This is a genomic window from Parapedobacter tibetensis, assembly GCF_024704835.1.
In the GTDB taxonomy this organism is placed as follows: domain Bacteria; phylum Bacteroidota; class Bacteroidia; order Sphingobacteriales; family Sphingobacteriaceae; genus Parapedobacter; species Parapedobacter tibetensis.
The window spans coordinates 68,526-90,163 of sequence record NZ_JAMXBE010000015.1; the positions used below are offsets into that span (position 1 = coordinate 68,526).

The following is a 21,638-nucleotide window of genomic DNA, read 5'->3' on the forward strand; positions in this document are numbered from 1 at the left end:
AACACAGACCTTCCCCATTACATGCCGTAGCCCACCGTCCCTATCCTGGATGGAATACACTTGCAGCAATCCGTATCGTGCCATGAAAAAGAAAAGCAGGAAAAATACGAACGGCAATGACATGAGGGCAAGGCAGCGGAAGGGCTTCTACCGGCGGCTGGGCACCATCTGCGAAAAGATGGTTGGAGCCGGGTATTTCGAACTGTTCCCCGAAAGCAGCCTGCGGCTGATGTTTGCCCATCGCTATCCGCCCATCAGGGTGGTGCTCGGTGGCAATCGGGTAATGACCGAAGAAGAGGCAGTAAGCTACAGGCGGTCGTTGGTAAACCTGTTTACCGGCCACCATGTGGAAACACTGACCGGCGAACGGATAAGCTACGCCCGTTTCCTCACTGATGCACTGGTACTCATCCACCACGTCCAGTTCGGCATAGCGGACCGGTTCAGGGCCGCGTCCATATTGATACGGACATTTGCCCCATATTTCACCGATGGCGAATGGTATGGCCGGTCGAAGGCCGGGGCACTGAAGCTGATGGGCGTTGCGGATATACAGCTATATGATTTCTACAAGGGTACGTTGAGGTGCCGTGCGGATGGCATGGCAGTGGTCAACCCCGGCGAAAGGAATGTGATACGGGTGTACAGGTTGGGCCACCAAACCATGTTGCAGGACATAGACGGCAAGAAACGGGTGATTGCCAAACTCGGTGTACCCAGCCAAAAGGAAATAAAGGTATTTGACTGGCCGTTGCTTCGCCCCAGCCAATTGGGTTTCGTGGATATGGACGACAACCTTGCGATGCCGCTGTATGCGCAGCAGCATGCGCTCAACCGCTTCGAGGAACGCACTTCTTTCCCATCGGGCTATGTGCAGGCATACCTTGCGGATTTGTTCACCAAGGACACGCCGCGTTTCCAATACTATGGGGGTCGTTCCCTGCTGGAATGCTATATCGGGAAGCACAAGGTGGGCTATTTCGTTATCACCCCGCATGACGGCAAATGGGTGGTGCGCACGTTCCTGTTCCTCACCAACGACGGCACCCCGGAGGGGCGCAGGCTTGCAGAACTCACCGACTGGCAGAAGCTGGACAGGAAATACCTGATGGTGGATAGGATGGATGCATTCTTCGCCTACGACATTTCAGGCGATGCAGGGCTGCGCAAGCTGTTCGTCAAGGCGGGCTGCGGCTCACTTCTGCGGTTTGCGGACGAGGTGGGATCCATTGCGGGCATACAGCCGGAAAGCGCAGATTTCATCTACAGGTATCTGGCCAAGGTCAGGTGACTTCCCCGTATGGCGGGTCGCTGGAAGTTTGCGGCCTTTGGCTGGCTCGTATGGTGGATGCAAATACATCTCGTTCTCGCCACGCGGCGGGCATCGCCTGCATCGGTGCAATGACGAGTGTGTGTTGTTACCGGCAATTGGCCACCGCGCATTTGCGGCCCGCGGAACCCCTCCGCTCATGGCTACAACAGTTCCCGCTCTTTGCTTCTACAGTAATGAAAAGGAAATCAACACCTTCACTCCCTTTCTCCGCACCCTTCAAGCGGCGCCTTTTCGTCCACGAAACAAAATGGCTTTCAGCGATCGTGTTTGCGATAGCGCATTCTTTTGCAAGAAACAACGAACCAGTAGACAGATGACACGGAATATCGATTATTGGAAATCAACAGGACTACACTGCGCAAATGGTATTTGCGCGGTGATTCCAAATTTATGATCCTTAAAAAAGGATTTCATTAGGGTCTCAAACGTCTGAGCGGTCGATTCGTCGATTTGACTAGATAAGAAATTATAAACATAGTATTCAACGTTTCCATGTTTATCGACATAGAATCTATTAAATATCCGTGTAGGATTCTTCCACTCAAATCCTTTGCCACTTAAGTACAAACCTATTTCCTTAACAAATGATTGATAGGCTTCAATAAATTTTGCTTGTTCCTCCTCTGTTTTAAAAACCGCCAGAGAGGTATCGGTGTGAACGGCACTTTTATACCGTGCGTCCAAATCCGTCATTGATAAACCATTGGCTTTACCTTTAGCGAAGGAAATCACTTTCGTTTGCGCCTGAAGAAACGGGAACAATGAAATGTTCAGAATTATAAATGCTATGATAGTTCTCATAAATTCAAATTTATGAACTATTTTTTTAGTTTACAAATAAGTGAAAGCCACACTCAACCGTGGTAGGACTATTATCCTCACAACCATATCGGCATGTTGCGGGCTAGTACCATTCCTTATTGACGGTCCAAAGGAAGTTTTTTGGTTTTCCTTGGCGGTTGGGACCATAGGCGGGTTGGTGGTATCCATGTTCGCAGTTTTCATCGTATTGCCAGTTTTGTTATGGCGGAAGTAATTAAACGCAATTTCGTTCAGTATGATATTTATGATATTTAATATTTCTGCTTAATTTAGGTTTTTTAAAGAATGTGGCCGATTTTTCAATAAGTGAAAAAGAAACGATATCATTTATATTCCATCACAAACACTCGTTTTTCATCTGTTACCAGATGATATCCAGACGATACTTGCTGCCTTAGCCTCCAATTCCTGTTCTAATTATTCCTATTCTTTGCCTTTCCCATTCTTTATTTCTGCCGTGAAAGATGTGATGCTTTGGCTGTTCTTACTTTCCTCAGAGAATCTCCTTGTCGGCCCGATACACGAGACAGTAAAAAAGAACCACGAAAAGAACCCCATATTTCCAAAAAACTGCATTAATATCATAATAAAGCAATATTATCAATCCCCTTCGGGAACACCAAAAAGGCCTTAATTGGCCTTTTTTCGTTATATCGTTGTCGGTTTCGTTGTCGGTTTGAATATAGAAGGTCAATTTTGGCAATAATTCCGTACCTTTGAATCGTAGCCGTGAGGCTGTAAATTTTAACCGAAAAAAGATAACCCTCAAGATTTCTGTCTGGGGGTTATTTTCTTTATAACGGTTTATACAGTGAGATTTACTGTACTTAAGGATTCCTGCTCTCTCTCTTCCTTATAGTCATTCAGTATTGACCGCAATTCGTCGTTATTTATGTTTTCTCGAGCGTACTTACCAGTCTTAGGAAATACGTAAAGAAATGTAACAACAAACGTCTTCGAATTTGCAACCAGTATTAGTCTAAACCCGGCACTCTTTCCTTTAATACCATCAGAAACTCTTACCTTAATAATCTTTGCTACCCCGGAATTCTGTATGACGTAACTTTTATTGAATACGTCCTCAAATGTTAAGCCTCTAAATTCGCGTTTAATGCATTCTTCGATTTCAGGATATGGCTTTTTAAGTTTTTTGACAGCAGCTCGATACGAAGAAGTAGCGTTACAGGCAAAAGACACTATTAGGCAAGGTTAATTATCGAAAAAGTCATCGGAAACAACTTTATTTCCAGAAATGACATAATTGTTTAAATCGCTTATGTACTCGTTGAGTTGGGAGTTTTCAACCTCCAGTTGGTCTATACATCCCTTAAAGGAGTTAAATATCAATTTGTTGTTTCGTACTTTTCCAATGAATGTAGTAAGGGAACTGTGCAACAATTGCATTATAGGCTTAATATCTTCGGCAATTTCCTTGCTACGAGGAAAGTGATTTTCCATGTCATCGTTGGTTTTCGCTATCAAGGTAATCAGCTTTTTAAGCTCCTGTGTCTCCCTGGAAATCATATCGAGGTGTTCATCGGAGCCAATAATTATCTCTTGAAGAGGTTTCTTATTAAATTCCTCACTGAGGTCATAAGCCTTCCTTACTTTGCGCTTTGCTGATTTTTCCCCAGAATTCTTATTGTTCGTCGCTATCATAAAACCGATGTTTTTAAACTTTTGAGTAAGCGGTCACTCATTTTTATTGTAAAAAAAACAGCTTTAAATCTTTGTTTTCAATCCTATTCTCACAAATATTAGAAAATTTTTCTTAAAATTGGTTAAAAATATTTTCACAAATACTTTGCCAATAAATACGCCCATTAAACTGGTTGCCAACCACAGATTTTAAAAATTTGGCTATTTTTAATACATACAATTGATTAACTATCCCTAAACGACCCCTCACTATCAGGAACCCAACAAAGCTTTTACAGCCAGCTATATCCAATAATAACTAAACATCGGACGGTAGCTTTAATGACAAAATAATGACAATTTATTTAGCCTTACAATGGTGTTTCTCCATAATTCAAGGTTTATCCAAAATTGAACGGATCTAAACCACACCTTTCTCCTCAAGGATTTCTAAATAACGTTCTTTGCTCAAAGGGCAATTCACCAGATCCATAAATTCTTTCTTGGAGAGTTTACATTGTACTGCCATTTGGGTAATCAATGGCAGGCCCAAATCTTTTTTACTGCCATGACTAAGCTTTGTGTAAAAATGGATTTTTCCGTCATGTTCAAACTCAAGATACTTGTGATCATCGCTTTTTGAAAACGAGTCAGAAAAGCCCTTCTTTTTTAGGCTTTGGTAGGCTTTCTTTCCATTAGCAACCATTATTCGTTATTCTTTTCCTTTACGGTTAGGTTTAAAATATTCTTTATGGCCAAGAGCCTCAATGATAATTTAGATTCATTAATCCCGTTCAACCAATCATACAGATGGTCAAACTCTTCCTGAAAGCTATCCCTTGCCTCGTCTTCAGAATCTCCGGTGCCAACAAGGTCAAACATATCATACTTGATGATGTGAACCCCATCTTCTATTTGATAAGAACAAAGTAGATTATGATTCAAGTTATACACAACGGCGTTAAATGATATTTCACTAAACGTGACGGATAAAGCATGTGTGTCTCCTGTATAAACTTTCTTAATTGTTGTCCTTGGCTTCTTGTCTTTCCTTTTAGTGACTTGAACGGTTGCAATTGCTGTTTCCTTTGTTGGCTCTTCGATAACATGATCGGCAACCGTCACTAAAAGATTTTTTTTGATTTTGTCTGTAAGCTTACGAACCCTATACCTGTTTTCAAATTGCCCCTGACCTCTATAAACCCCTACGCGGACAGGAGAATTACCAAAAGAGTTTGTAAAGGCGTGCAGCTTCATGACCATGTCATTTCTCCTTTCGGCATCGGGATACATATCCTTTATTTTTCCGAAATCACCCGAACCTGTTATCTGAAATATGCCATCGAGCTTCTCTGATAACTCTTTCCTTTGCTCATTTACATCATGAATGGTAGGACTTATCCTTGGGGTCAGTGCAAATACTGGCACGGCACTGCTTTTGATGAAATCGGTGATTTCGATCTTGAAATTATCGTAATGGATAAGGTCCTTTGCTGTAATATCATACTTTGCAACCGCTAAAACCAACTCCTGCAATGTTTGGGCGATATTGATGAGGTTTTCAATAGGCAAAGTTTGAAACTTCCCTATTTCGCCTTCTACCTCTAATGATATACCTTGCTCTATATTAAGATCCATTGGTCGGTTGCATAACTACGTTGCAAACATAATCAAATACTTTCCAAACAGAAAGCCCCGCGCCGGGGAGACGCAGGGCTTTCTAACTAACCAATTATAAACTAAATTATGAAAAGACTATTCTACGCCTAAAGATGACCAAACGCCATGCCGTACTAAGGCCGAAACCGTTAAGAATTGTTAAACCTCAACGCAAATAACCCCGATGTAGAACCGAGGTGGCCCGCTGGTAGTACAGGCACTTTGTAACATATTCAATAAAACCGCCGTCATCATCGCGGGACTGCCTTTTGCGGTGATTATTTTGCTCATGTGCTACAGTCTGCACAAAGGGCTGCGTGAGGAATATCGTAAAAAGAAAACGATATAGGAAAACGTACATCAATACCCTTGGTTCTGCACCAGATAGCCCTGCACATTAGATGCCCCGTCGATGGCCGATTGCGGAATCGGGAACAGACGATGGTTTACATCGGTGTCGGTCTTTTCGGTCCAAGAGTCTTCGTAATGGCCGAATCGGATCATGTCCGTCCGTCTGGACATCTCCCAGTAGAACTCAAAACCACGTTCGCGATACATGATATCCAAGTCGATGGCGTTAAGCGCTGCGGGAATCGGCGCCCGGGCCGTTCTGGAGGTCCGCACCGTGTTGACATCGGCCAGCGCGCCAGCGTTGTCGCCGTTCCGCAGTTTCGCTTCTGCACGCATCTGGTAAATTTCGGCGTAGCGCAGGAGGACAAGGTCCACACTGCTGGCGTTATTGCCGTCCGGTGAGGTGTGGCTGAACTGGTATTTCGAAACCCGGTAACCGCTCGCATACCCGTTGTTGGCGGTGAAGTCGATATCCAGGGTATGGTCTACATAATATTCCATGTTGGCTTCCCTTCTTTCGCCGACGGCGTAAATCCGATACCCGCCATCGCAGCGGTAGAAATTGCCTGCTGCGTCTTTGCGGGGCCCCCATGGTGTACCCCGCAGAATTCCCCGGTCAATCTCGAAATCCTCGGCCGCCACACAGATGTAGCGCTCCTGGTCGTTTTGCGGGGTAAATCCGGCAAGGTCTTCAAACGCCTCGGGAACATTGACATTTTTCTGATAGAACCTCGCATCCGCATCGGCAGGATCGGTATCGCCGTAGGCATCTACCCAGGTTTGATAAAATTCCGGAGTGATCGCCGGACCGTCGGTGCCGTCGGCGTTCGGAAATTCAGGCCGCGGGAACAACGAGCCGGACATGGACCAGTAGGCCCAGCGGCTATGGTCGTTTCGCAGGACACCGCGCAAGTCCAAGGCAAAGATCAATTCCGGATTGTCGTGGTTATTATCGTTGAACAGGTCGAAGTATTCAGGCGACAGGGAGAAAGCGCCGGAATTGATGATGTTGTCGGTGTATGCAATGACCCGGTTCATGTCTTCCGTGGTGAAGTTCGGCGTTCCGTATGGATCGCGGTAAACCGCGGCATTTAAGTGCAATTTAGCCAAAAACCCCCAAACAGCGGCCTGTGTCATTCTGCCCGGACCCCGGTCGGTATTGATCACATCCACTACCGACAGAAATTCACTGTCGATATAGTCAATGGCTTCCTGCCCGCGCAGGACTTCCGACGTCTCCGCCGCCGATTCTTTTTTGAAAACAAGTCCCCAGCTATCCAGCATCAGCATGTTCAAATACGCGCGCAACGCCTTCATCTCATAAAGCGCCGCGGCTGCTTCCGCATTTGTTTCCACCAAGGGCTTCAGCGCTTCGATGGCTGTTAATGTTCGGGAGATATTGGTGGTCAGGTAGTTCCAGGAATCCCTTACCAGCGCGTTGCTGGGCGTCATATTATGCGTATGCGCATCGAGATACATGCCACCGTCATACCACTGGTCACCGCCCCGGGCCGGCAAAATCGCCTCATCCGAAGGGATCAGCTGAAGGCCAAAGTACCGGGTATGCCGGAAGGTGGAAGGAAGCATTCCATAGGCCGGTGCGATCGCACCGCTGATGGCCTCCGCCTGTCCGCTGCCGGTCAGCGACTCGTCCAGCACCTGCTCTTCCAGATCGGTACAGCTCCAGCTTAATGAAAGGGTCAATAGACCTATCGTGATTTTATTTTTCATGTCCATGGTATTAGAATGATACGTTTACACTGAATACAAACGTCCGGACCTTTGGATAAGTAAAGTAGTCGATGCCAAAAGTCTGGATTCCACCCGACGTGACACCCGTGTTCAATTCGGGGTCAAAACCGCTGTAGTCGGTCAGGACAAACAGGTTTTGGCCGGTTACGCCGAATCGGATGCGCTGCACTTTGCCCGCCAGGCCGATTGCCGCCGGATTCAGATTATACCCCAACGTGGCATTGTTCAGCCGGAGGAAATCCCCATTTTCGAGGTACCGCGTAGACACCTCATTGGTATTGTTGATTACTTCCGCCGGGTACTCAATCGCCTTATCGGTCGTGTTGAACGACAACGCCAGGTTTCCTTTGGTGAAATTCGACATGGCCGTGTGGTTGTATAGCTGGTTACCCACCACACCGTTGAAATTCAGGCCCAGGTCGAAATTCCTGTAAAAGAAATTCAGGTGGAATGCATAGATGGCATCCGGCAGGGCGCTGCCAACAACAGCCCGGTCGTTATCCAGAATCTGTCCGTCGCCATTCACGTCCCTGAATTGGCTGAACCCGGCCTCATCGATACCGATAAACTCCCGCATATAGAAAGCGCCGATGGGTGCGCCGTTGATGTACCCGTTTATGGTAGAGCCGGTTTGTCCGGCGCCCTGGGCCGCTCCGGTGGTCAATACCGCATACGGGGAGTTGACGACCTCATTTTTGGTGAAGGATATGTTACCGCCCACGTTATAGCCGAATGCGTGCGCTGCCCGGTCGCTCGTGTATTCCAGCGCTACTTCCACGCCGCGGTTTTTGATTTCCATACCGGGGATATTGGTCCAGTAAGTGGTGGTAGGCTGTATGGGATCGGCGGGAACCACCTCCAACAGGACGTTTCCCGATATTTTATTGAAATAGTCCACCGTACCGGTCAACCGGTGGTTAAGCAGACTGAAATCTACGCCCACGTCGGTCTGTGTGGAAACTTCCCACTGGATATCGGGATTGGCCAGGCGCGTGTACACAATGCCGTACGGATAGTCTTCCAAGCTGCTTACACCTTCATCGAGGGGATAGGTGTCGTCGTCCGCCCGGCTATCAATGTAACTGGCCTGCGTGACCTTGGACGGAATTTCCTGATTTCCCGTCCGCCCCCAACTGGCCCTGATCTTCAGCTCGTCAAAAGGGGAATTTTGCATGAAGTCTTCCCTGCCGATATTCCAGCCTGCTGACACCGAAGGGAAATAGCCGTATTTATTGTTTCCGCCGAACTTTGACGAGCCGTCGGCGCGCATCGTGGCGGTCAGTAAATATTTGTCCGCATAACTGTAGTTGATCCGGCCGAAGAACGACTGCAGTTCATTTTTGATCGCCTCCGTACCGGTACCGTTCGTCAATATTCTGGTCGCCGCTTCGGTTTGGTACCGGGGCTCGATCCCGTTGGTCGGAAAACCTTCGTAAGCCCAGGTTCTCCGTTTATAGTATGTTTCCTGATACGTATGGCCCGCCAGCAACGTCCCCTGGTGGTTCCCCTCGTTCAACTCATAGGTCAGGTAGTTTTCAACCAAGGTATTGGTATTGCCGGTATAATTCAGGTTCAACGACCCGATCTCATCTTCCCGAGCGGCATAAGGCAGGTTTTGCACATCGCGGTCGGTCGTTGAATAATCCACACCCAGATTCAGCTTATAGGTGAGTCCCTTGATGATTTCGACCGACGGCGCAATGTTGGCCAGGATACGGTTGTTGTCGGCGTAGTCGCTGTATAGTTGTTCCCGTACCAGGGAATTGAACTGATCTCCGCTTAAGACCGGTGTGGGCTGGCCATCGGTATACGCCGGAAAGGTGGGGTTTGAGCGCACCATGTCCGACACGATCGTGGTGATCAACGGCCTTTCATTTTCAGTCCGTACGCCCGCCAAATTCAGCGACACCTTAAAGCGATCGTTCCAGGCATTCTGCGTCAGGTTCAGACGCGCGGAATAGCGTTTCAGTGCACTGTTATTCAATATGCCCTCCTGGTCATCCACCCCGGCCGATCCGAAATAAGAGAACCGGTCAGTCCCCCCGTTGACGGAGAGGTTGATGTTGTTGGAAAACGCATTCCGGGTAAACTCATCTTGCCAATCCGTATTGGCGCCACCGTCGCGTAAGGTGCCGCCGACCGCGGCGACCTGCGAACGGAATTCGTCGGCGCCGAATACATTCAGTTTTTTCGCCAGCGAAGAGACGGAAGCCGAACCGGACACGTTCACCTGCGTGATGCCGCTTTTCCCTTTTTTCGTAGTGATCACCACCACGCCATTCGCCGCACGGGCACCATAGATGGCCGCAGCGGAGGCGTCTTTCAGCACATCGATTTTTTCGATATCATTCGGGTTGATGAAGTTGAGCGGGTTTGTGGCCACGCCGGTTGCCGTATTGTCGAGGGCGAACCCATCCACGACATAGAGCGGGGTGGTGCCGGAGCGCAGGCTGCCTACGCCACGGATGATCACATCCTGCGAAGCACCCGGCTCACCGCTGTCGATCGAAACATTCAGGCCCGCTACCTTTCCCTGTAGAAGCTGGCCGGGGTTGGTGACAATCCCCCTGTTGAAATCTTCGCTGTTTACCGAGCTGATCGATCCCGTCACGTCGGCCCTTCGCTGGTTGCCGTAACCCACCACAACGATCTCATCCAAAGCGTTGCTGGCATCGGTCAGTATGATACGAAGGTCGGTACCGGTAACCTGCACCTGCTGTTCAGCATAACCGACATACGAAACCGACAGCGTGTCGCCGGTGGACGCTTGCAAGGTAAATTCTCCGCGCTCATCAGTGGCAGTAACCCGGTCGGTAGTGTGCGACCGCACCGTTGCTCCGGCTATCGGCGTACCGTCGACGGCTGTGACCATTCCCCGGACGGTCTGCTGCACCGCGGAGCCGACCGGCAGGTTACTATTGTCAAAGGATATGCCGGCATGGGTAACACCGGTACACGAAAGCCATACAGCCAACGCAAGTAGTGTCTGTTTTCTCATGAAGTTGGGTTGTTGTCCAATGAGCACAATATTACAGCGCCTATACCAACTTGCCGTTAAATTAAGGTTATGTTTGTCTTACCGTGGCTGACATTGCGGTAAATGCTCTAAGACGCCCGAAAACAACAGGAAAGTTTAAAACGCAGATTTTTGGAAAAATATGGAATTTGATTCCATATTTCCATATTATTGTACATGATTCGACGTATTGCAACAACGAAACTCATGCAGTTGGCCACACACTTCAAGGCCATTGCCGTTGTAGACCCAAAGGCAGTCAGGCAAAACCACACTGGTGCGAATAGGGGCTGAAATTCGGGAGGTTATGGAAAAACATGGTTCACTGATTTTTGGAGGTAATGCGATGAGTCGCGTCCGCACCGGTTCAGCCCGGTGTCCTTATGACGGAAAAGCATTACCGGAAGCTGCCTCACCTCCGTCCGCTACGGGTGTGGTTTTCCTTCTTCCCCCTGTACGTTTCCTTACCGCTTCGGGTTGTTGACCTGTGATCTTTGTAGGCCGTCCGACCCGTTTATGGAGGTACTGCCATTGGTGACGAGAAAATAACGGACGCCTGGCTGCCCGTAGAGCCGGAGGGCAAAGCCCTCTGAAACCGCAAAACAGTAGCCGGCCTGAAAGAACGCACTGGCACCCAGGAAAAACGGTGGCATGTCATATTCCCGCTGGCGTTCGATTTCAGCACTGGAGCTTGTAGCAAGCCAGTTGAAGTCCAGCACTTCCAGCCGGATGCCGGTGAACAATCCGTTATCCGGGAACGGGTAGATGGCCGCGTCCCCAAATATCCCCAGAGATGTCGCCTCGAGGTTTTCGACGCCATCAAAGGATAGCGGGTAGTTGCGCGTAACGATACCCGCCTTGAACTCTGCGTCCTTTCGGATCAGGCTGATCGGTTTGCGGACGTATATTTCACCCCCAAATCGATTGTAGCTGCCGTAGTTGCCGGATAACCCGACGGACATGCGCCGCTGTGCGGTTGCTTCGGGCAGAAAGCATGTGGCCAATATCAAAAGTGCCAGTAATTTTCCCATCTGTTGCTTTTTTGTAGTTTAGTTTACGAAAGGATTGGTACTATCCGGCTTGGGCTCGAATTCCACGAAACGGTAGACTTCATTTATCGCTTCCGTTTTGCCTTTCCGGTTATCCCTGCGCGAGGTCATTACAAATTCGGTGTCGCTGGTAATGGTTCCCTTCCATGTGAATGTGGGGAATCCACCTCCCGAAGGGGGAACCCACCGTTCATACGTAATTTCGTTTCCCCTGATGGTAAAGGCCCCCCAGCAATATTTGCACTTCTTGGTTACGGCCTGCCATTCCGTGGTTTGCATTTTAGCCGCTCTGGACTCTAATTCATCGGCGTAAAAGCTATCGCCGACTAATAATATCCCATTGTCGTAAAGCACATAAATGCTTAAAATTGTATTTCCCTTCACATAATATCCGTCAATCCTTAGCTGATCGCCCGAATAACTTTCCCTTGCGATGCTCAATTGGTCATCTTCCCAATGCTTTTTGCATCCTGACAGCAAGGTGAGCCCAAGTAAAACTAGGGCAAAAAGTGTTGTGCTTCTCATTTTTATGCTTACCATAATCTGCCCAATGAAGTAGGGCAATTCACGCAAACCCATGTGCGCGTGGTCTGGTTACCAGCGGCATCAAATGCGAAAGTGAGCTTTGGGGTTTGGGCAATGGCAATAGAGACGAACGGAACGCTCAGGATCAGCGTAATAGATGTTTTCATGGCAGATGGTTGAATTTTAATAACTTCTTAAAGCCTAAAAATTTCACTGGATAAATTTATCAAATATCTTTGTAATCGACAATACACCAAAATGGGTATTTTCCTTGGCGGTATTGGCGCTGGTTGTAAAAACGGCAGCATATAATCTCTGTACCGATGGTTTGTGGTAATATTCGTTAAGGACTCCTATAATTTAATTGCAATAAGCCTCATACCGTCCTTTTTGTCGCTAATCATCTTCATCCGATATTAATTTGCGTAGCAGACCTTAATTTCTGGAATATAACAAATACCGGACTCCTAACTATTTTCACCAACAGCTTGACATTACCATGCCCCTTAGTTTCTGATGTTGCTTGAACACCTCCTTTAAAACTATATTCTACCAGATCAGCCATAATACTTATAACAATGAGAAAATCATGTAATTAAACACATTTCTTATGGGCTTACTGCTGAAAATGCTTATATTTGCTATATAGCAATTGCAGCTAAAACGTGCGTCAAACCAGTGAGTGATTCGGTGAGTTGGGAAACGAAGGGTTTGTAAACTATTGATAAAGAGATAGATTTCCCGATAGGTTCGAATCCTTCGGGAACACTAAAAAGGCCTTGAATGGCCTTTTTTCGTTATATCGTTGTCGGTTTGATTCAGGGCACCTATTTTTCAGCGATAAATCCGTATCTTCGAATCATAGCCGTGAGGCTGTAGATTTTAACCACTCCAACCCTATCCGGCTGGGGTTTTGTTTTTACTTACCAAGCCTGTCCTTGTTTAAATAAATTGTATTACGTATTTTGTATACAATACAGTTAAATGATAAAATCATTCAAACATAAAGGTCTCGAACGATATTGGACAACCTTCGAAACGAAGCTGTTGACGCAGACACCCTTCCGGCATTGTTATAACAAAGCCCGTCATCAGGTTGATGGAGTTGCATTTCTTTGGCTATAACTATGGCTCTATGACGGATAGTGTGGGTAATCTAATTTAGCCTCTCCACGGTTGGGGATGGGTTGGAGACGGCTTCGGATATAAACCGGATGGGTACCGGGCAAGCGACGACCCTTGATCGGCCTGCACCCGTACCAGCCCCGTTGTAGTCTCGAAGAAATCCCGTTGCAGTCCCGAAGGAGCTCCGAAAATGTCTACACGTTGTCTGGTTTTGTCAAACCACTGGTCGGTATTCCTCATCGAACCAATCCCCTCAAAGGTTTTGCCTCCAGCTGGCGTCCGCTGCGTAGGCAGGTTAAGTGAATCCGTTTAGCCATACAAAGCGTCATAGAACCATAACTATACGATACACTTGGATGGATGAAGCCGGTAGAAGTAATCTCTTCAATAAGGAAGGATTTCCGGCTGCATCGTTCTGCACAGATAATTGGCAGGGTATTACGGCAAGCCGCGAAGTAATCAGCAGCCTTAGCAGGAATGTTACTTTCCTTTCCCCTGCGCCATCACCTTCACCGTTTGCAGGATGATGTCCAGGTCCGTTTGGAGGCCAATCCGTGATAGGTACCCCAAATCATAGGCCATGCGATCACACATTTGATCCACATTTTCGGCATACCCATAGGTTACCTGCCCAATGGATGTGATGCCGGGTTTCACGCGCAGCAGCTGCTTATATTCGGGTGCTTTTTTAGTGATTTCGTTTATGAAATGTTGACGTTCCGGACGTGGCCCCACAATGGCCATATCGCCCCTCAGCACATTCCAAAATTGTGGCAGTTCGTCTAAATGCGTTTTACGCATAAACTTTCCCCACTTGGTTATACGGGGATCGTCGTCAGAGGCCAGTTGCGGGCCGGCATGTTCGGCATCGACACGCATGCTCCTGAATTTATAGATAAGAAAGGGTTCCTCGTCCTTACCAATACGCTCTTGTTTATAGAAAACGGGGCCGCGCGAAGTAAGTGCCGTGATGAGCGTCAGTAAGAGGAAAACTGGCAAACCCACTATCATTACCGACAAAGAAAATACAATATCAAATACCCGCTTGATGAAAATGGTTTCTTGGTAAACCAGCAACCTCCTTTTAAAGAACTGCAGGTTAATCCGAAAGGTGGGATAGTATGTGATGAAATCATCAAAGGTTCCCTGAAAAGAAGCGCCTCCTTGTAAGTATATGTTGCGATCACTGTTTAACGCAATTTCCTGTATTTGATTTTCTCTGACCATAATATTTTCACTAATTTCCTTTAACATAAATACCAATTAAGTGCCACGATGGTGAAAACGTACGAATATGCCCATAGTTGAACGTAGCGGGCATTTTATAAAAAGAATAGGATTGGAGAAGTGGGGAAAAATTCCACAAATGGGGTGGTATGATGGACGAATGTGAGCGGCGTAAGTTATTTAGAGCCTGTCCCAATAGCCCTTATACATGGAAAAGGCCCTCCGAAAGTCCTTGGGCAATATTCGGTATACCAATCCAAGTTTATATCCCAGCCATTTAGCGATGAAGGAGCAAAAAATTTTTGGCAATAAAAAGGGATTACGGCGACCTACATATCCGATTTCCGATTTGGCATATCGGAATCCTTCGCCATCAGCACGGCCAAACGATTCGAATATCCATCGATTGTCGCTATGGAATACACCAATATCGAAATAGCGTTCAAATTCTTCCCGAATGGTATAATCATGTGAGTGATAAACGCAGGCATCCCCTACGTAAGCCATCTTCCACCCTTTCAGCAAGAGTTTCCCTGCCATAATCACATCTTCACCCATAATGGTGCCCAACGGAAAACCACCCGCTTCTAGGAAGCAACTGCTGCGGTAAGCCGCAAAGGAATTGGAACAGGAAATCGTTTTTATACCGTATTTACCTGCATCTTCCAAGCTTCTCACCTGGGTGCGCACAGGGTAGTTAAATAAGCGTGCGTGGGTTTCCATCAGCGTAGCTCCTGCACGCGGCAACTGCCTTCCATAGGCCATGCCTATTTGCGGGTCGTTAAACTGGACCATGATATTCATCAACATGGATTCATCGGCTGGAATGGCATCCTGCGTAAGAAAAACATAAACTTCTGCTTGGGGATAGGTCTCGATGGCCAGCTGGCGGGTACCCCCATGGTCAAAGCTGGCTTTGGCAATTTTAATAACCTCAAATCCCGCTGCGATTGCCCGCTCCACCGTTTCATCCGTGGAGCCCGAATCGATGACCACCCGGCGATTGACGGGATAAGTCTGACGGTTAAGTGCACGCAGCAATTCTGGCCACTTATCGCCTGCGTTCAGTGTAGGTATGTATAGGTTCACATTCATCATGGCGCTGTAGTCTCCACGTGTTCCTGAATTTGATTGTTGCCTATTTTGATATCGGGCGATCCAAAATCATGTAGCCAAGTGCCGCCGGATGTAACGAAATTACTATCAATGAATATGTTGTAAGCCGTTTTCCTGATTGTAATCGCCGCATTTTTTGTGTTATTAATGTGGTTACCTATCAAGGAAGCGCTGTTGACATTCACGATCAGTAACGCCCCCACATCATGCGCGCTTTTCAGCCGATTGCCCTCAAATTTTAGATTTCCCTGCATATTGATGTTTACCGGCCCGCTGCCGATCTTATTTTCGATCACATATAAGGAGTCTATCCGTATACCGTTCGGCAACATCACTTGGCCAACTTCGTTTTGCCGCAGGTCCAATACATTTCCCTCCGCGTTGGCCAAGATCCTCAAGGCGCGAAACGCATTATTGTGCATCTTTACCTGATCCCAATTGCCCACCATTTCAAACTCACCATCGGTCACATTTCGGTTCGCAACGAGTATGCCGCATCCCTCTGCATAAAGGGCGGGGCGGTTATTGGCGAAAGCCCGGTTTCCGCTCATGATCACATCCGAAACGCCAATAAGCGTGGCAATACCCGAACCATCGGGTGTAGGCTCTTCATTGACGAAACCATTGCCATGACTATAATTACCTGCAATTAGGGCATTGATAGCCACAACCCGACCATGTGCACGATTATTGATATCCACGGCATCGGCAGCATTGTGTTCCAGGCGATTGTTTGTGATCCGGTAGTTTGCAACTTTCTCAGCGGCATTGAATCCGATTTGGATGCCACTCATTCCATTGCGATAAATCCGGTTCCCGTCTATTTCAACATCGCCGCTATCATGGATAAAAATACCGTTTTCGCCATTGTCTCTCAGCTCATTACCCGAGATGGTAATACCGCGACTCGAAAGCACCCGGATCGCCGTTCCGGGGTTGTAAGTTTTCGGCGAGCTACGCCTCACTCCATAGTAACCGATGGTGCTCCCTGTTATTCGAGATGAAGAACAATCATACCACAATACCGCGGAAAAGGAGCGACTGTTTGTTGAGTCTCCCGTAAGCTGGCTATTTGCAACGGTAATATTTCTACATTGCGAAGCATACAATGCCTCATTGACTGTCTCTGCGCGGAATGACAGGTAGACATTGGATATTCGGTGTGCGCGGAAAAGTGGTGCATCGGAGTTTTGCTTGGCTATGGCGAATTTTCCCGCCAATTCTGGCGGTTGCTTTATCATACCGTCTGCCACAAAAGCTACATTGGCCACAAGCCGTAGCGTCCGAATCAAATAAGTCCCTTTCGGCAAATAAACGGTATCACCCACTACAGCGCTATCCAAGACGGCTTGAATGGCCTTGGTATCATCGGTTTTGCCATCACCTTTGGCTCCGTATTGCCGAACATCAATCTTGCGCCCAACATCCGTCCCTTTGTTATCCGCATGTATGGGATCGCCGTTGCATGCCAACATCATAACTGTTCCGCACATCGATAGGATGTGAAATAAATTAACCATCTTCATCGCGTTGCTTGTTTGTCCAATATCAGTTTCCAGGTTTGCGCGGCCGTAGTGTCCCACGTAAATTGGGCCGCACGCAATTCACCTTCTTTTTTAAACCGGTTATAACCGTCTGTATCATTTACCAACGTCTCGATGCCATTGGCAATTGCCTCAATATCCCTCGGGTCTACACAGCGTGCGGCAGCACCGGCAACTTCGGGCAAGGAACCCGCCGTTGCGGTAAGCACCGGCGTTCCAGAGGCCATAGACTCAATAATCGGCAATCCAAATCCTTCCATCAATGACACAAACAGGGTGGCAAATGCTCCTTTGTAAAGCGCCGGCAATTCAGCCTCTGGGATAAAACCCAAAAACCGGACGCGATGGCTAATATGTAGTTCATTAATCAAATCAGTCAGCGCTTGGTCTGGGTTGCCGGAAAGGAAAAATTGATAATCCTTCGGAATGGATGCCTGAGCAAACGCGGTCAACATGGCGGGCACATTCTTGTTCTTGCGCCTGTTCCCCACATAGAGGAAGTAGGGCCTATCGGAATGGAAGACATCCTTATTCAAGCGGTAGGCCTCATCGACCCCGTTGTAAACAACCGATATCTGTTTTTCATCGATACCGAGCAACTCCACCAACTGACTTTTGCTAAAATGCGAAACCGTAATGATTCCCATCGCCCGTCGGGCCAATCGAGCAATTACCTGCTTATAATATAAACGGTGCAATGGGGTATAATAAAACAGATGCATGAGGTCGTGGATGGTAAACACAAACGGAATACGACTGCTCACCGGTGGCATGAATGAAGGGCTATAGAAGACCATTGCATCCGATTTTCGGATTTCACGCGACAACATGAATGGTGTAAGCAGGTTTCCTAATCCCATCTGGCTTTGTACAAACACAGGCGAAACCTCGGGAGGCATGCGGGTCATCACTTCACGGTACAGCTTGCCGATACCTGTATCGCCATCCCACCGCTTATCTATCAATACTCGGATACCCATCAAGCCGCCCTCCATTTGAGTTGTTTGAAATCAATGGGGTGGGCGCTCCCCAACAAGAAAACGAGCACCAGGTAAAGGATGATGTCGTTGTCATACCCTGAATATAAAATCATCATGATGGCCAACAAAGGTATTCCTGCTACCCACCAAAATACCCGGTTAGCCTGTTTTTGTAGGCAAAAACGATAGAAATAAAAGAGGAACAACACATAACTAAGGAAACCAATGATACCAAAATCGAGGTAACAACTCATAAACGTATCATGAATATGGGGCTCGCCATGGTAAAATGCGGCGTGTTGGCCAAGGAAATCCCTTCCGCTCATAAAACCGTTGCCCAACGGGGAAATCTCCTTAAAATGGGCAAAGAATGCCTTCCAATATACTAACCTTACGCCCATACCGTCATTGGAGGCTGTGATGGTGTCTATCCGGATTACTTTTTGCGCCACAAATGGAAGAGCCGCCGCCACGATCACACCAAGCACGATGCGCCACCGCATGTTAAAAGACACCCATAGCAGGGAGAAGACACCAATGAACAACGCCACCATGGGGGTGCGCGAAAGTGATAACCAGGCCAGCGCCAATACCAGGGCAATGCGCCACCAAACGATAGCACGCACCCGCACTACGGGAAGCAATACATAGGCAAAACCAAGCAAGGCAATACGTGCACCAAACATATTTTTGTCTGCCAAACCCCAAAAATAAAGTGATGGCTTATACAGCGCACTACCCTTGGCCGAAGAGGGGCTACCATTGATCCATTGGAAAGCGGCGGCTTCATGGTATATCAGCAATTGGGCTAAGGTAAGGCCTAGGGCTATATGCAGGGTAATGTCTACCCAGTGGAGCAGCTTGCTATTATCACGTTGGGCAAGCCATCCGACCGCCGCATACAGAAATGTAAAATTGATGGGTAATTTGAGGAAATTTGTCATTTCAATACGGTCGGCCGGCAAATCGACAAGAAATATCAATGCGGCGTAACCTGTGAAAATCACTAGGAATAGCGCCCAAAAAGAACGAAGCAGTTTTGGTGTATCCCAAAAAAAGAACAAGGATGCCAAGAGAAACACCAACGGATATACCTTGATGGGCAAAAAAACAGCAAGCAGGGCGAGGCAAAACAGCACCTCGCATACGGTAGTCTTCTTGCTATCCATAGTTCTAAGCCTTTGTATCATCCGTTATTACTGCTCGCAACACTTCTTCATATTCGTCGACCATACGTTCCACGCGAATGTACGCACTTACAGATTGCCTTGCCGCTTCGGCCAACCCATTATAAACGGCTACATCGCGCCATAAGGTCGTCAATGCATGTCCAAGGGAATCGGGCCTGTCAGGTTCACAAAGAATGCCATTTCTTCCATCGGCAACAGTTTCCCGCAGACCGCCGCGGTTGCTCGCTATGATTGGCAAATTGTTTGCCAAACCTTCGATGGCCACCATACCCAGCGGCTCTTCCCATAACGAGGGTACCACCAGTACATCAATAATGGGGTAAAAATCCTTGGAGTCTACATAACCTTCAAATACAATGCGACTGTCATCTTGGGCGAGTTTTTCCAAATGCTGCACATCTTCAGACCTTCCCCGTCCCGCGATGTGTAGCCTACCATCGATGCCCGATGCTTTAAATTGGTTGATGAGCCACTCTACTCCTTTGATTGCAGACAATGTGCCAATATAGCCCACATTTAATGGTTCCCCTTCCTTGCGTACGCGTAGCGGCCGTGCGATCGGAATATGACGGGCATTGTGCACAACATACCGCGGGACATTGGCAAAATACCCATATGCTTCAAAGCGATTTAATATGCTGCGGCTGATACCCACCACCGCGCTTATCTTATTGGAACGTGCTCGGTGCCCCATGCGCAATACATGGCAACTGAAACATTGGCGAACGCAGGGTTGTCCATTTTTATACATGTTGCTATTGGGGCATAGTAGGTACAAATCGTGCAAAACCTGTACAATGGGAATCTGCATGCGCTCGATTTCATCCCAAATTGAAACCGACCAACCCACTAAGTTATGACATGATACGACATCTGGTTTTTCAAGCAGTAGCACCTCATGCACATAGGTACGCATAGCAAGGTTTCGGCGGTCACGGAGGTGCCAAGCCAGCCTGCGGTATGTGCTCGGTCGCTCTTTGGTGAACGGCCAATACCTGTTTTTCAGTCCAGCCCGATATACCTTCACACCATCCACCCACTCACTGCGCAGTCCTGCCTCCGGCACCATGCTCAGTACAGCCACCTCATGGCCTTTGGCTTGCATCCCTTCTACGATAAGCTTGAGTGATAGTTCCGCACCTCCTTCTACATACGGACTATATAGTGCATTGATGTAAAGGATTTTCATTTTTTATAATTAAACAACGTTAGCTCCTTGAATGCGAGCAAAGACCTATGAGGTTTTTATTTCCAATAGGTGTAAATATACCGCATTCAATCGCTCCCCTACCAAACGCTGGTTATGAGTGATCGACATATATTCATATAATCGGTTGCCCATCCCTTCCAATGCGATTGAATCTGCTTGTTTTAACCCCATGGCCAGTTCAATTTGCCCTCGCAATGCATTCCGATGTTCTTCCACGGTACCATACCGATAATGAAATACATCCTGTTGATGGTCACCTAAGTCCATAATGGTGCCGATTTCAGGACAAATTACCGTTTTTTTATAGGAAAATGCCAAGATCGCCGTTCCGGAATTGAGGCTGCTGGATAAATCATACGGCAGCACCAACACATCGGCTTTAGCCAGAAGCGAAGCAACTTCACCATTAGGGATGAAATAGGGCAACAACACTACATTACCAGCCTTTTCTGATACATCTTCGATTTGCCGTTGGTACCGTCCATCAATCGCTTTGCCAGCTATGGTCAATTGTATATTGTTCCCAAACCCATCCACCACATCGATAAGCAGCTCAAGGTTTTTATACGGTTTCACCATGCCGGTAAATAACAGGTGTAGTCTGCTCTTATCGCTTTCCAGATCAGTGTGTACCTCTCCATACTCCCCGATGAAATTGGGATGGGGTAAATAAACCGCTTTCTGCGCGATCTGGGCACCATGCTTGGCAAGGATATCTTCCGACTCCCGTGCGTGGATGACGATGCGGTGCGACCAACGCATCAACAGGCGGGTGATGGTACGGCTGAAAAAGGCCAACCCCTTCTCATGCGAAGCTCGATTGTGCATGGTCCATACTAAAGGTTTTCCACTCAAGCGGATAACGGTCAATACGACCAATTTACGCAAGAAGCTTCGTAACGCTACTAAAAAACTGCTGTCATCTATGTTTTCAAACCAATTGAGATGTACCAGCTTGATGGATTTGAAGTGTTTGAAACTCGAAAAAACATCATCCAACGCATGTATCCGGTAACCCTTGGCACGCAACTCCCCTGCCAATATTTGAATATATTGGTTTTCTTCATTCACAGGTGGATTGAAAACGATATCCATATGTGA

18 protein-coding genes are annotated in these 21,638 nt (G+C 47.4%); 1 reads left to right on the plus strand and 17 read right to left on the minus strand.

The genetic code is table 11. The annotated features are described in order from the left end of the window. The first annotated feature begins 82 nt into the window (after nt 1-82). Nucleotides 83-1,291 (plus strand): hypothetical protein, encoded by a 1,209-nt coding sequence (locus NF543_RS20245; protein ID WP_257670016.1) that lies wholly within the window; start codon nt 83-85, stop codon nt 1,289-1,291. Nucleotides 1,292-1,663: 372 nt separating this feature from the next. On the opposite strand, the gene NF543_RS20250 is transcribed toward NF543_RS20245, so the two are convergent. The 17 genes from NF543_RS20250 to NF543_RS20335 all read right to left on the minus strand — a co-directional run bounded on the left by NF543_RS20250 (nt 1,664) and on the right by NF543_RS20335 (nt 21,632). Next, complete coding sequence (locus NF543_RS20250) at nt 1,664-2,134, minus strand: hypothetical protein (RefSeq protein WP_257670017.1); 471 nt, start codon at nt 2,132-2,134, stop codon at nt 1,664-1,666. 1,230 nt (nt 2,135-3,364) lie between these two features. Next, nucleotides 3,365-3,814, minus strand: a complete 450-nt coding sequence (locus NF543_RS20255) for a hypothetical protein (RefSeq protein WP_257670018.1) — start codon at nt 3,812-3,814, stop codon at nt 3,365-3,367. Nucleotides 3,815-4,214: 400 nt separating this feature from the next. Next, nucleotides 4,215-4,499, minus strand: a complete 285-nt coding sequence (locus NF543_RS20260; RefSeq protein WP_257670019.1) for a hypothetical protein — start codon at nt 4,497-4,499, stop codon at nt 4,215-4,217. Continuing rightward, nucleotides 4,499-5,431 (minus strand): hypothetical protein, encoded by a 933-nt coding sequence (locus NF543_RS20265; RefSeq protein ID WP_257670020.1) that lies wholly within the window; start codon nt 5,429-5,431, stop codon nt 4,499-4,501. Before NF543_RS20265 ends, NF543_RS20260 begins: the two co-directional genes overlap by 1 nt. 381 nt (nt 5,432-5,812) lie before the next feature. After that, on the minus strand, nt 5,813-7,534 hold the full coding sequence (locus tag NF543_RS20275) for a RagB/SusD family nutrient uptake outer membrane protein (protein ID WP_257670021.1): 1,722 nt from the start codon (nt 7,532-7,534) through the stop codon (nt 5,813-5,815). Between the two features lie 10 nt (nt 7,535-7,544). Continuing rightward, entirely contained in the window at nt 7,545-10,553 is a 3,009-nt protein-coding gene (locus NF543_RS20280) for a SusC/RagA family TonB-linked outer membrane protein (RefSeq protein ID WP_257670022.1), read from the minus strand. Between the two features lie 482 nt (nt 10,554-11,035). Continuing rightward, a complete protein-coding gene (locus tag NF543_RS20285) occupies nt 11,036-11,602 on the minus strand; it encodes a hypothetical protein (protein ID WP_257670024.1) in 567 nt (188 codons plus the stop codon). Nucleotides 11,603-11,620: 18 nt separating this feature from the next. After that, nucleotides 11,621-12,145: a hypothetical protein gene (locus NF543_RS20290; RefSeq protein WP_257670025.1), complete on the minus strand. Its 525-nt coding sequence runs from the start codon at nt 12,143-12,145 to the stop codon at nt 11,621-11,623. A gap of 8 nt (nt 12,146-12,153) precedes the next feature. Continuing rightward, complete coding sequence (locus tag NF543_RS20295; RefSeq protein ID WP_257670026.1) at nt 12,154-12,312, minus strand: hypothetical protein; 159 nt, start codon at nt 12,310-12,312, stop codon at nt 12,154-12,156. 994 nt (nt 12,313-13,306) lie between these two features. After that, the gene (locus NF543_RS20300; protein ID WP_257670027.1) at nt 13,307-13,510 is read right to left on the minus strand and encodes a hypothetical protein; all 204 of its coding nucleotides are present in this window, start codon (nt 13,508-13,510) and stop codon (nt 13,307-13,309) included. 240 nt (nt 13,511-13,750) lie between these two features. Next, a complete protein-coding gene (locus NF543_RS20305) occupies nt 13,751-14,497 on the minus strand; it encodes a sugar transferase (protein ID WP_257670028.1) in 747 nt (248 codons plus the stop codon). 180 nt (nt 14,498-14,677) lie between these two features. After that, nucleotides 14,678-15,595: a glycosyltransferase gene (locus NF543_RS20310; protein WP_257670029.1), complete on the minus strand. Its 918-nt coding sequence runs from the start codon at nt 15,593-15,595 to the stop codon at nt 14,678-14,680. Continuing rightward, nucleotides 15,592-17,133 carry a right-handed parallel beta-helix repeat-containing protein gene (locus tag NF543_RS20315; RefSeq protein ID WP_257957537.1) on the minus strand — a complete coding sequence of 514 codons (1,542 nt, stop codon included), beginning with the start codon at nt 17,131-17,133 and terminating at the stop codon, nt 15,592-15,594. The genes NF543_RS20310 and NF543_RS20315 overlap by 4 nt, the downstream gene beginning before the upstream one ends. A 2-nt stretch (nt 17,134-17,135) precedes the next feature. Further along, nucleotides 17,136-18,152, minus strand: coding sequence for a glycosyltransferase family 4 protein (locus NF543_RS20320; RefSeq protein WP_257670031.1), 1,017 nt, complete (start codon nt 18,150-18,152; stop codon nt 17,136-17,138). Then, on the minus strand, nt 18,137-19,306 hold the full coding sequence (locus tag NF543_RS20325) for an O-antigen ligase family protein (protein WP_257670032.1): 1,170 nt from the start codon (nt 19,304-19,306) through the stop codon (nt 18,137-18,139). The genes NF543_RS20320 and NF543_RS20325 overlap by 16 nt, the downstream gene beginning before the upstream one ends. Before the next feature lie 4 nt (nt 19,307-19,310). Continuing rightward, the gene (locus NF543_RS20330) at nt 19,311-20,516 is read right to left on the minus strand and encodes a glycosyltransferase family 4 protein (protein ID WP_257670033.1); all 1,206 of its coding nucleotides are present in this window, start codon (nt 20,514-20,516) and stop codon (nt 19,311-19,313) included. A 45-nt stretch (nt 20,517-20,561) separates the two neighbouring features. Continuing rightward, nucleotides 20,562-21,632, minus strand: a complete 1,071-nt coding sequence (locus NF543_RS20335) for a glycosyltransferase family 4 protein (protein ID WP_257670034.1) — start codon at nt 21,630-21,632, stop codon at nt 20,562-20,564. Between the last annotated feature and the right edge of the window lie 6 nt (nt 21,633-21,638).

Bases quoted from the DNA above. Each gene is read 5' to 3' on its own strand.
- NF543_RS20315 (WP_257957537.1), bottom strand. From the start codon at position 17,133: ATGGTTAATTTATTTCACATCCTATCGATGTGCGGAACAGTTATGATG.
- NF543_RS20290 (WP_257670025.1), bottom strand. From the start codon at position 12,145: ATGAGAAGCACAACACTTTTTGCCCTAGTTTTACTTGGGCTCACCTTG.
- NF543_RS20330 (WP_257670033.1), bottom strand. From the start codon at position 20,516: ATGAAAATCCTTTACATCAATGCACTATATAGTCCGTATGTAGAAGGA.
- NF543_RS20295 (WP_257670026.1), bottom strand. From the start codon at position 12,312: ATGAAAACATCTATTACGCTGATCCTGAGCGTTCCGTTCGTCTCTATT.
- NF543_RS20265 (WP_257670020.1), bottom strand. From the start codon at position 5,431: ATGGATCTTAATATAGAGCAAGGTATATCATTAGAGGTAGAAGGCGAA.
- NF543_RS20310 (WP_257670029.1), bottom strand. From the start codon at position 15,595: ATGATGAATGTGAACCTATACATACCTACACTGAACGCAGGCGATAAG.
- NF543_RS20325 (WP_257670032.1), bottom strand. From the start codon at position 19,306: ATGGATAGCAAGAAGACTACCGTATGCGAGGTGCTGTTTTGCCTCGCC.
- NF543_RS20260 (WP_257670019.1), bottom strand. From the start codon at position 4,499: ATGGTTGCTAATGGAAAGAAAGCCTACCAAAGCCTAAAAAAGAAGGGC.
- NF543_RS20245 (WP_257670016.1), top strand. From the start codon at position 83: ATGAAAAAGAAAAGCAGGAAAAATACGAACGGCAATGACATGAGGGCA.
- NF543_RS20335 (WP_257670034.1), bottom strand. From the start codon at position 21,632: ATGGATATCGTTTTCAATCCACCTGTGAATGAAGAAAACCAATATATT.
- NF543_RS20250 (WP_257670017.1), bottom strand. From the start codon at position 2,134: ATGAGAACTATCATAGCATTTATAATTCTGAACATTTCATTGTTCCCG.
- NF543_RS20300 (WP_257670027.1), bottom strand. From the start codon at position 13,510: ATGAGGAATACCGACCAGTGGTTTGACAAAACCAGACAACGTGTAGAC.
- NF543_RS20275 (WP_257670021.1), bottom strand. From the start codon at position 7,534: ATGAAAAATAAAATCACGATAGGTCTATTGACCCTTTCATTAAGCTGG.
- NF543_RS20255 (WP_257670018.1), bottom strand. From the start codon at position 3,814: ATGATAGCGACGAACAATAAGAATTCTGGGGAAAAATCAGCAAAGCGC.
- NF543_RS20285 (WP_257670024.1), bottom strand. From the start codon at position 11,602: ATGGGAAAATTACTGGCACTTTTGATATTGGCCACATGCTTTCTGCCC.
- NF543_RS20320 (WP_257670031.1), bottom strand. From the start codon at position 18,152: ATGGAGGGCGGCTTGATGGGTATCCGAGTATTGATAGATAAGCGGTGG.
- NF543_RS20280 (WP_257670022.1), bottom strand. From the start codon at position 10,553: ATGAGAAAACAGACACTACTTGCGTTGGCTGTATGGCTTTCGTGTACC.
- NF543_RS20305 (WP_257670028.1), bottom strand. From the start codon at position 14,497: ATGGTCAGAGAAAATCAAATACAGGAAATTGCGTTAAACAGTGATCGC.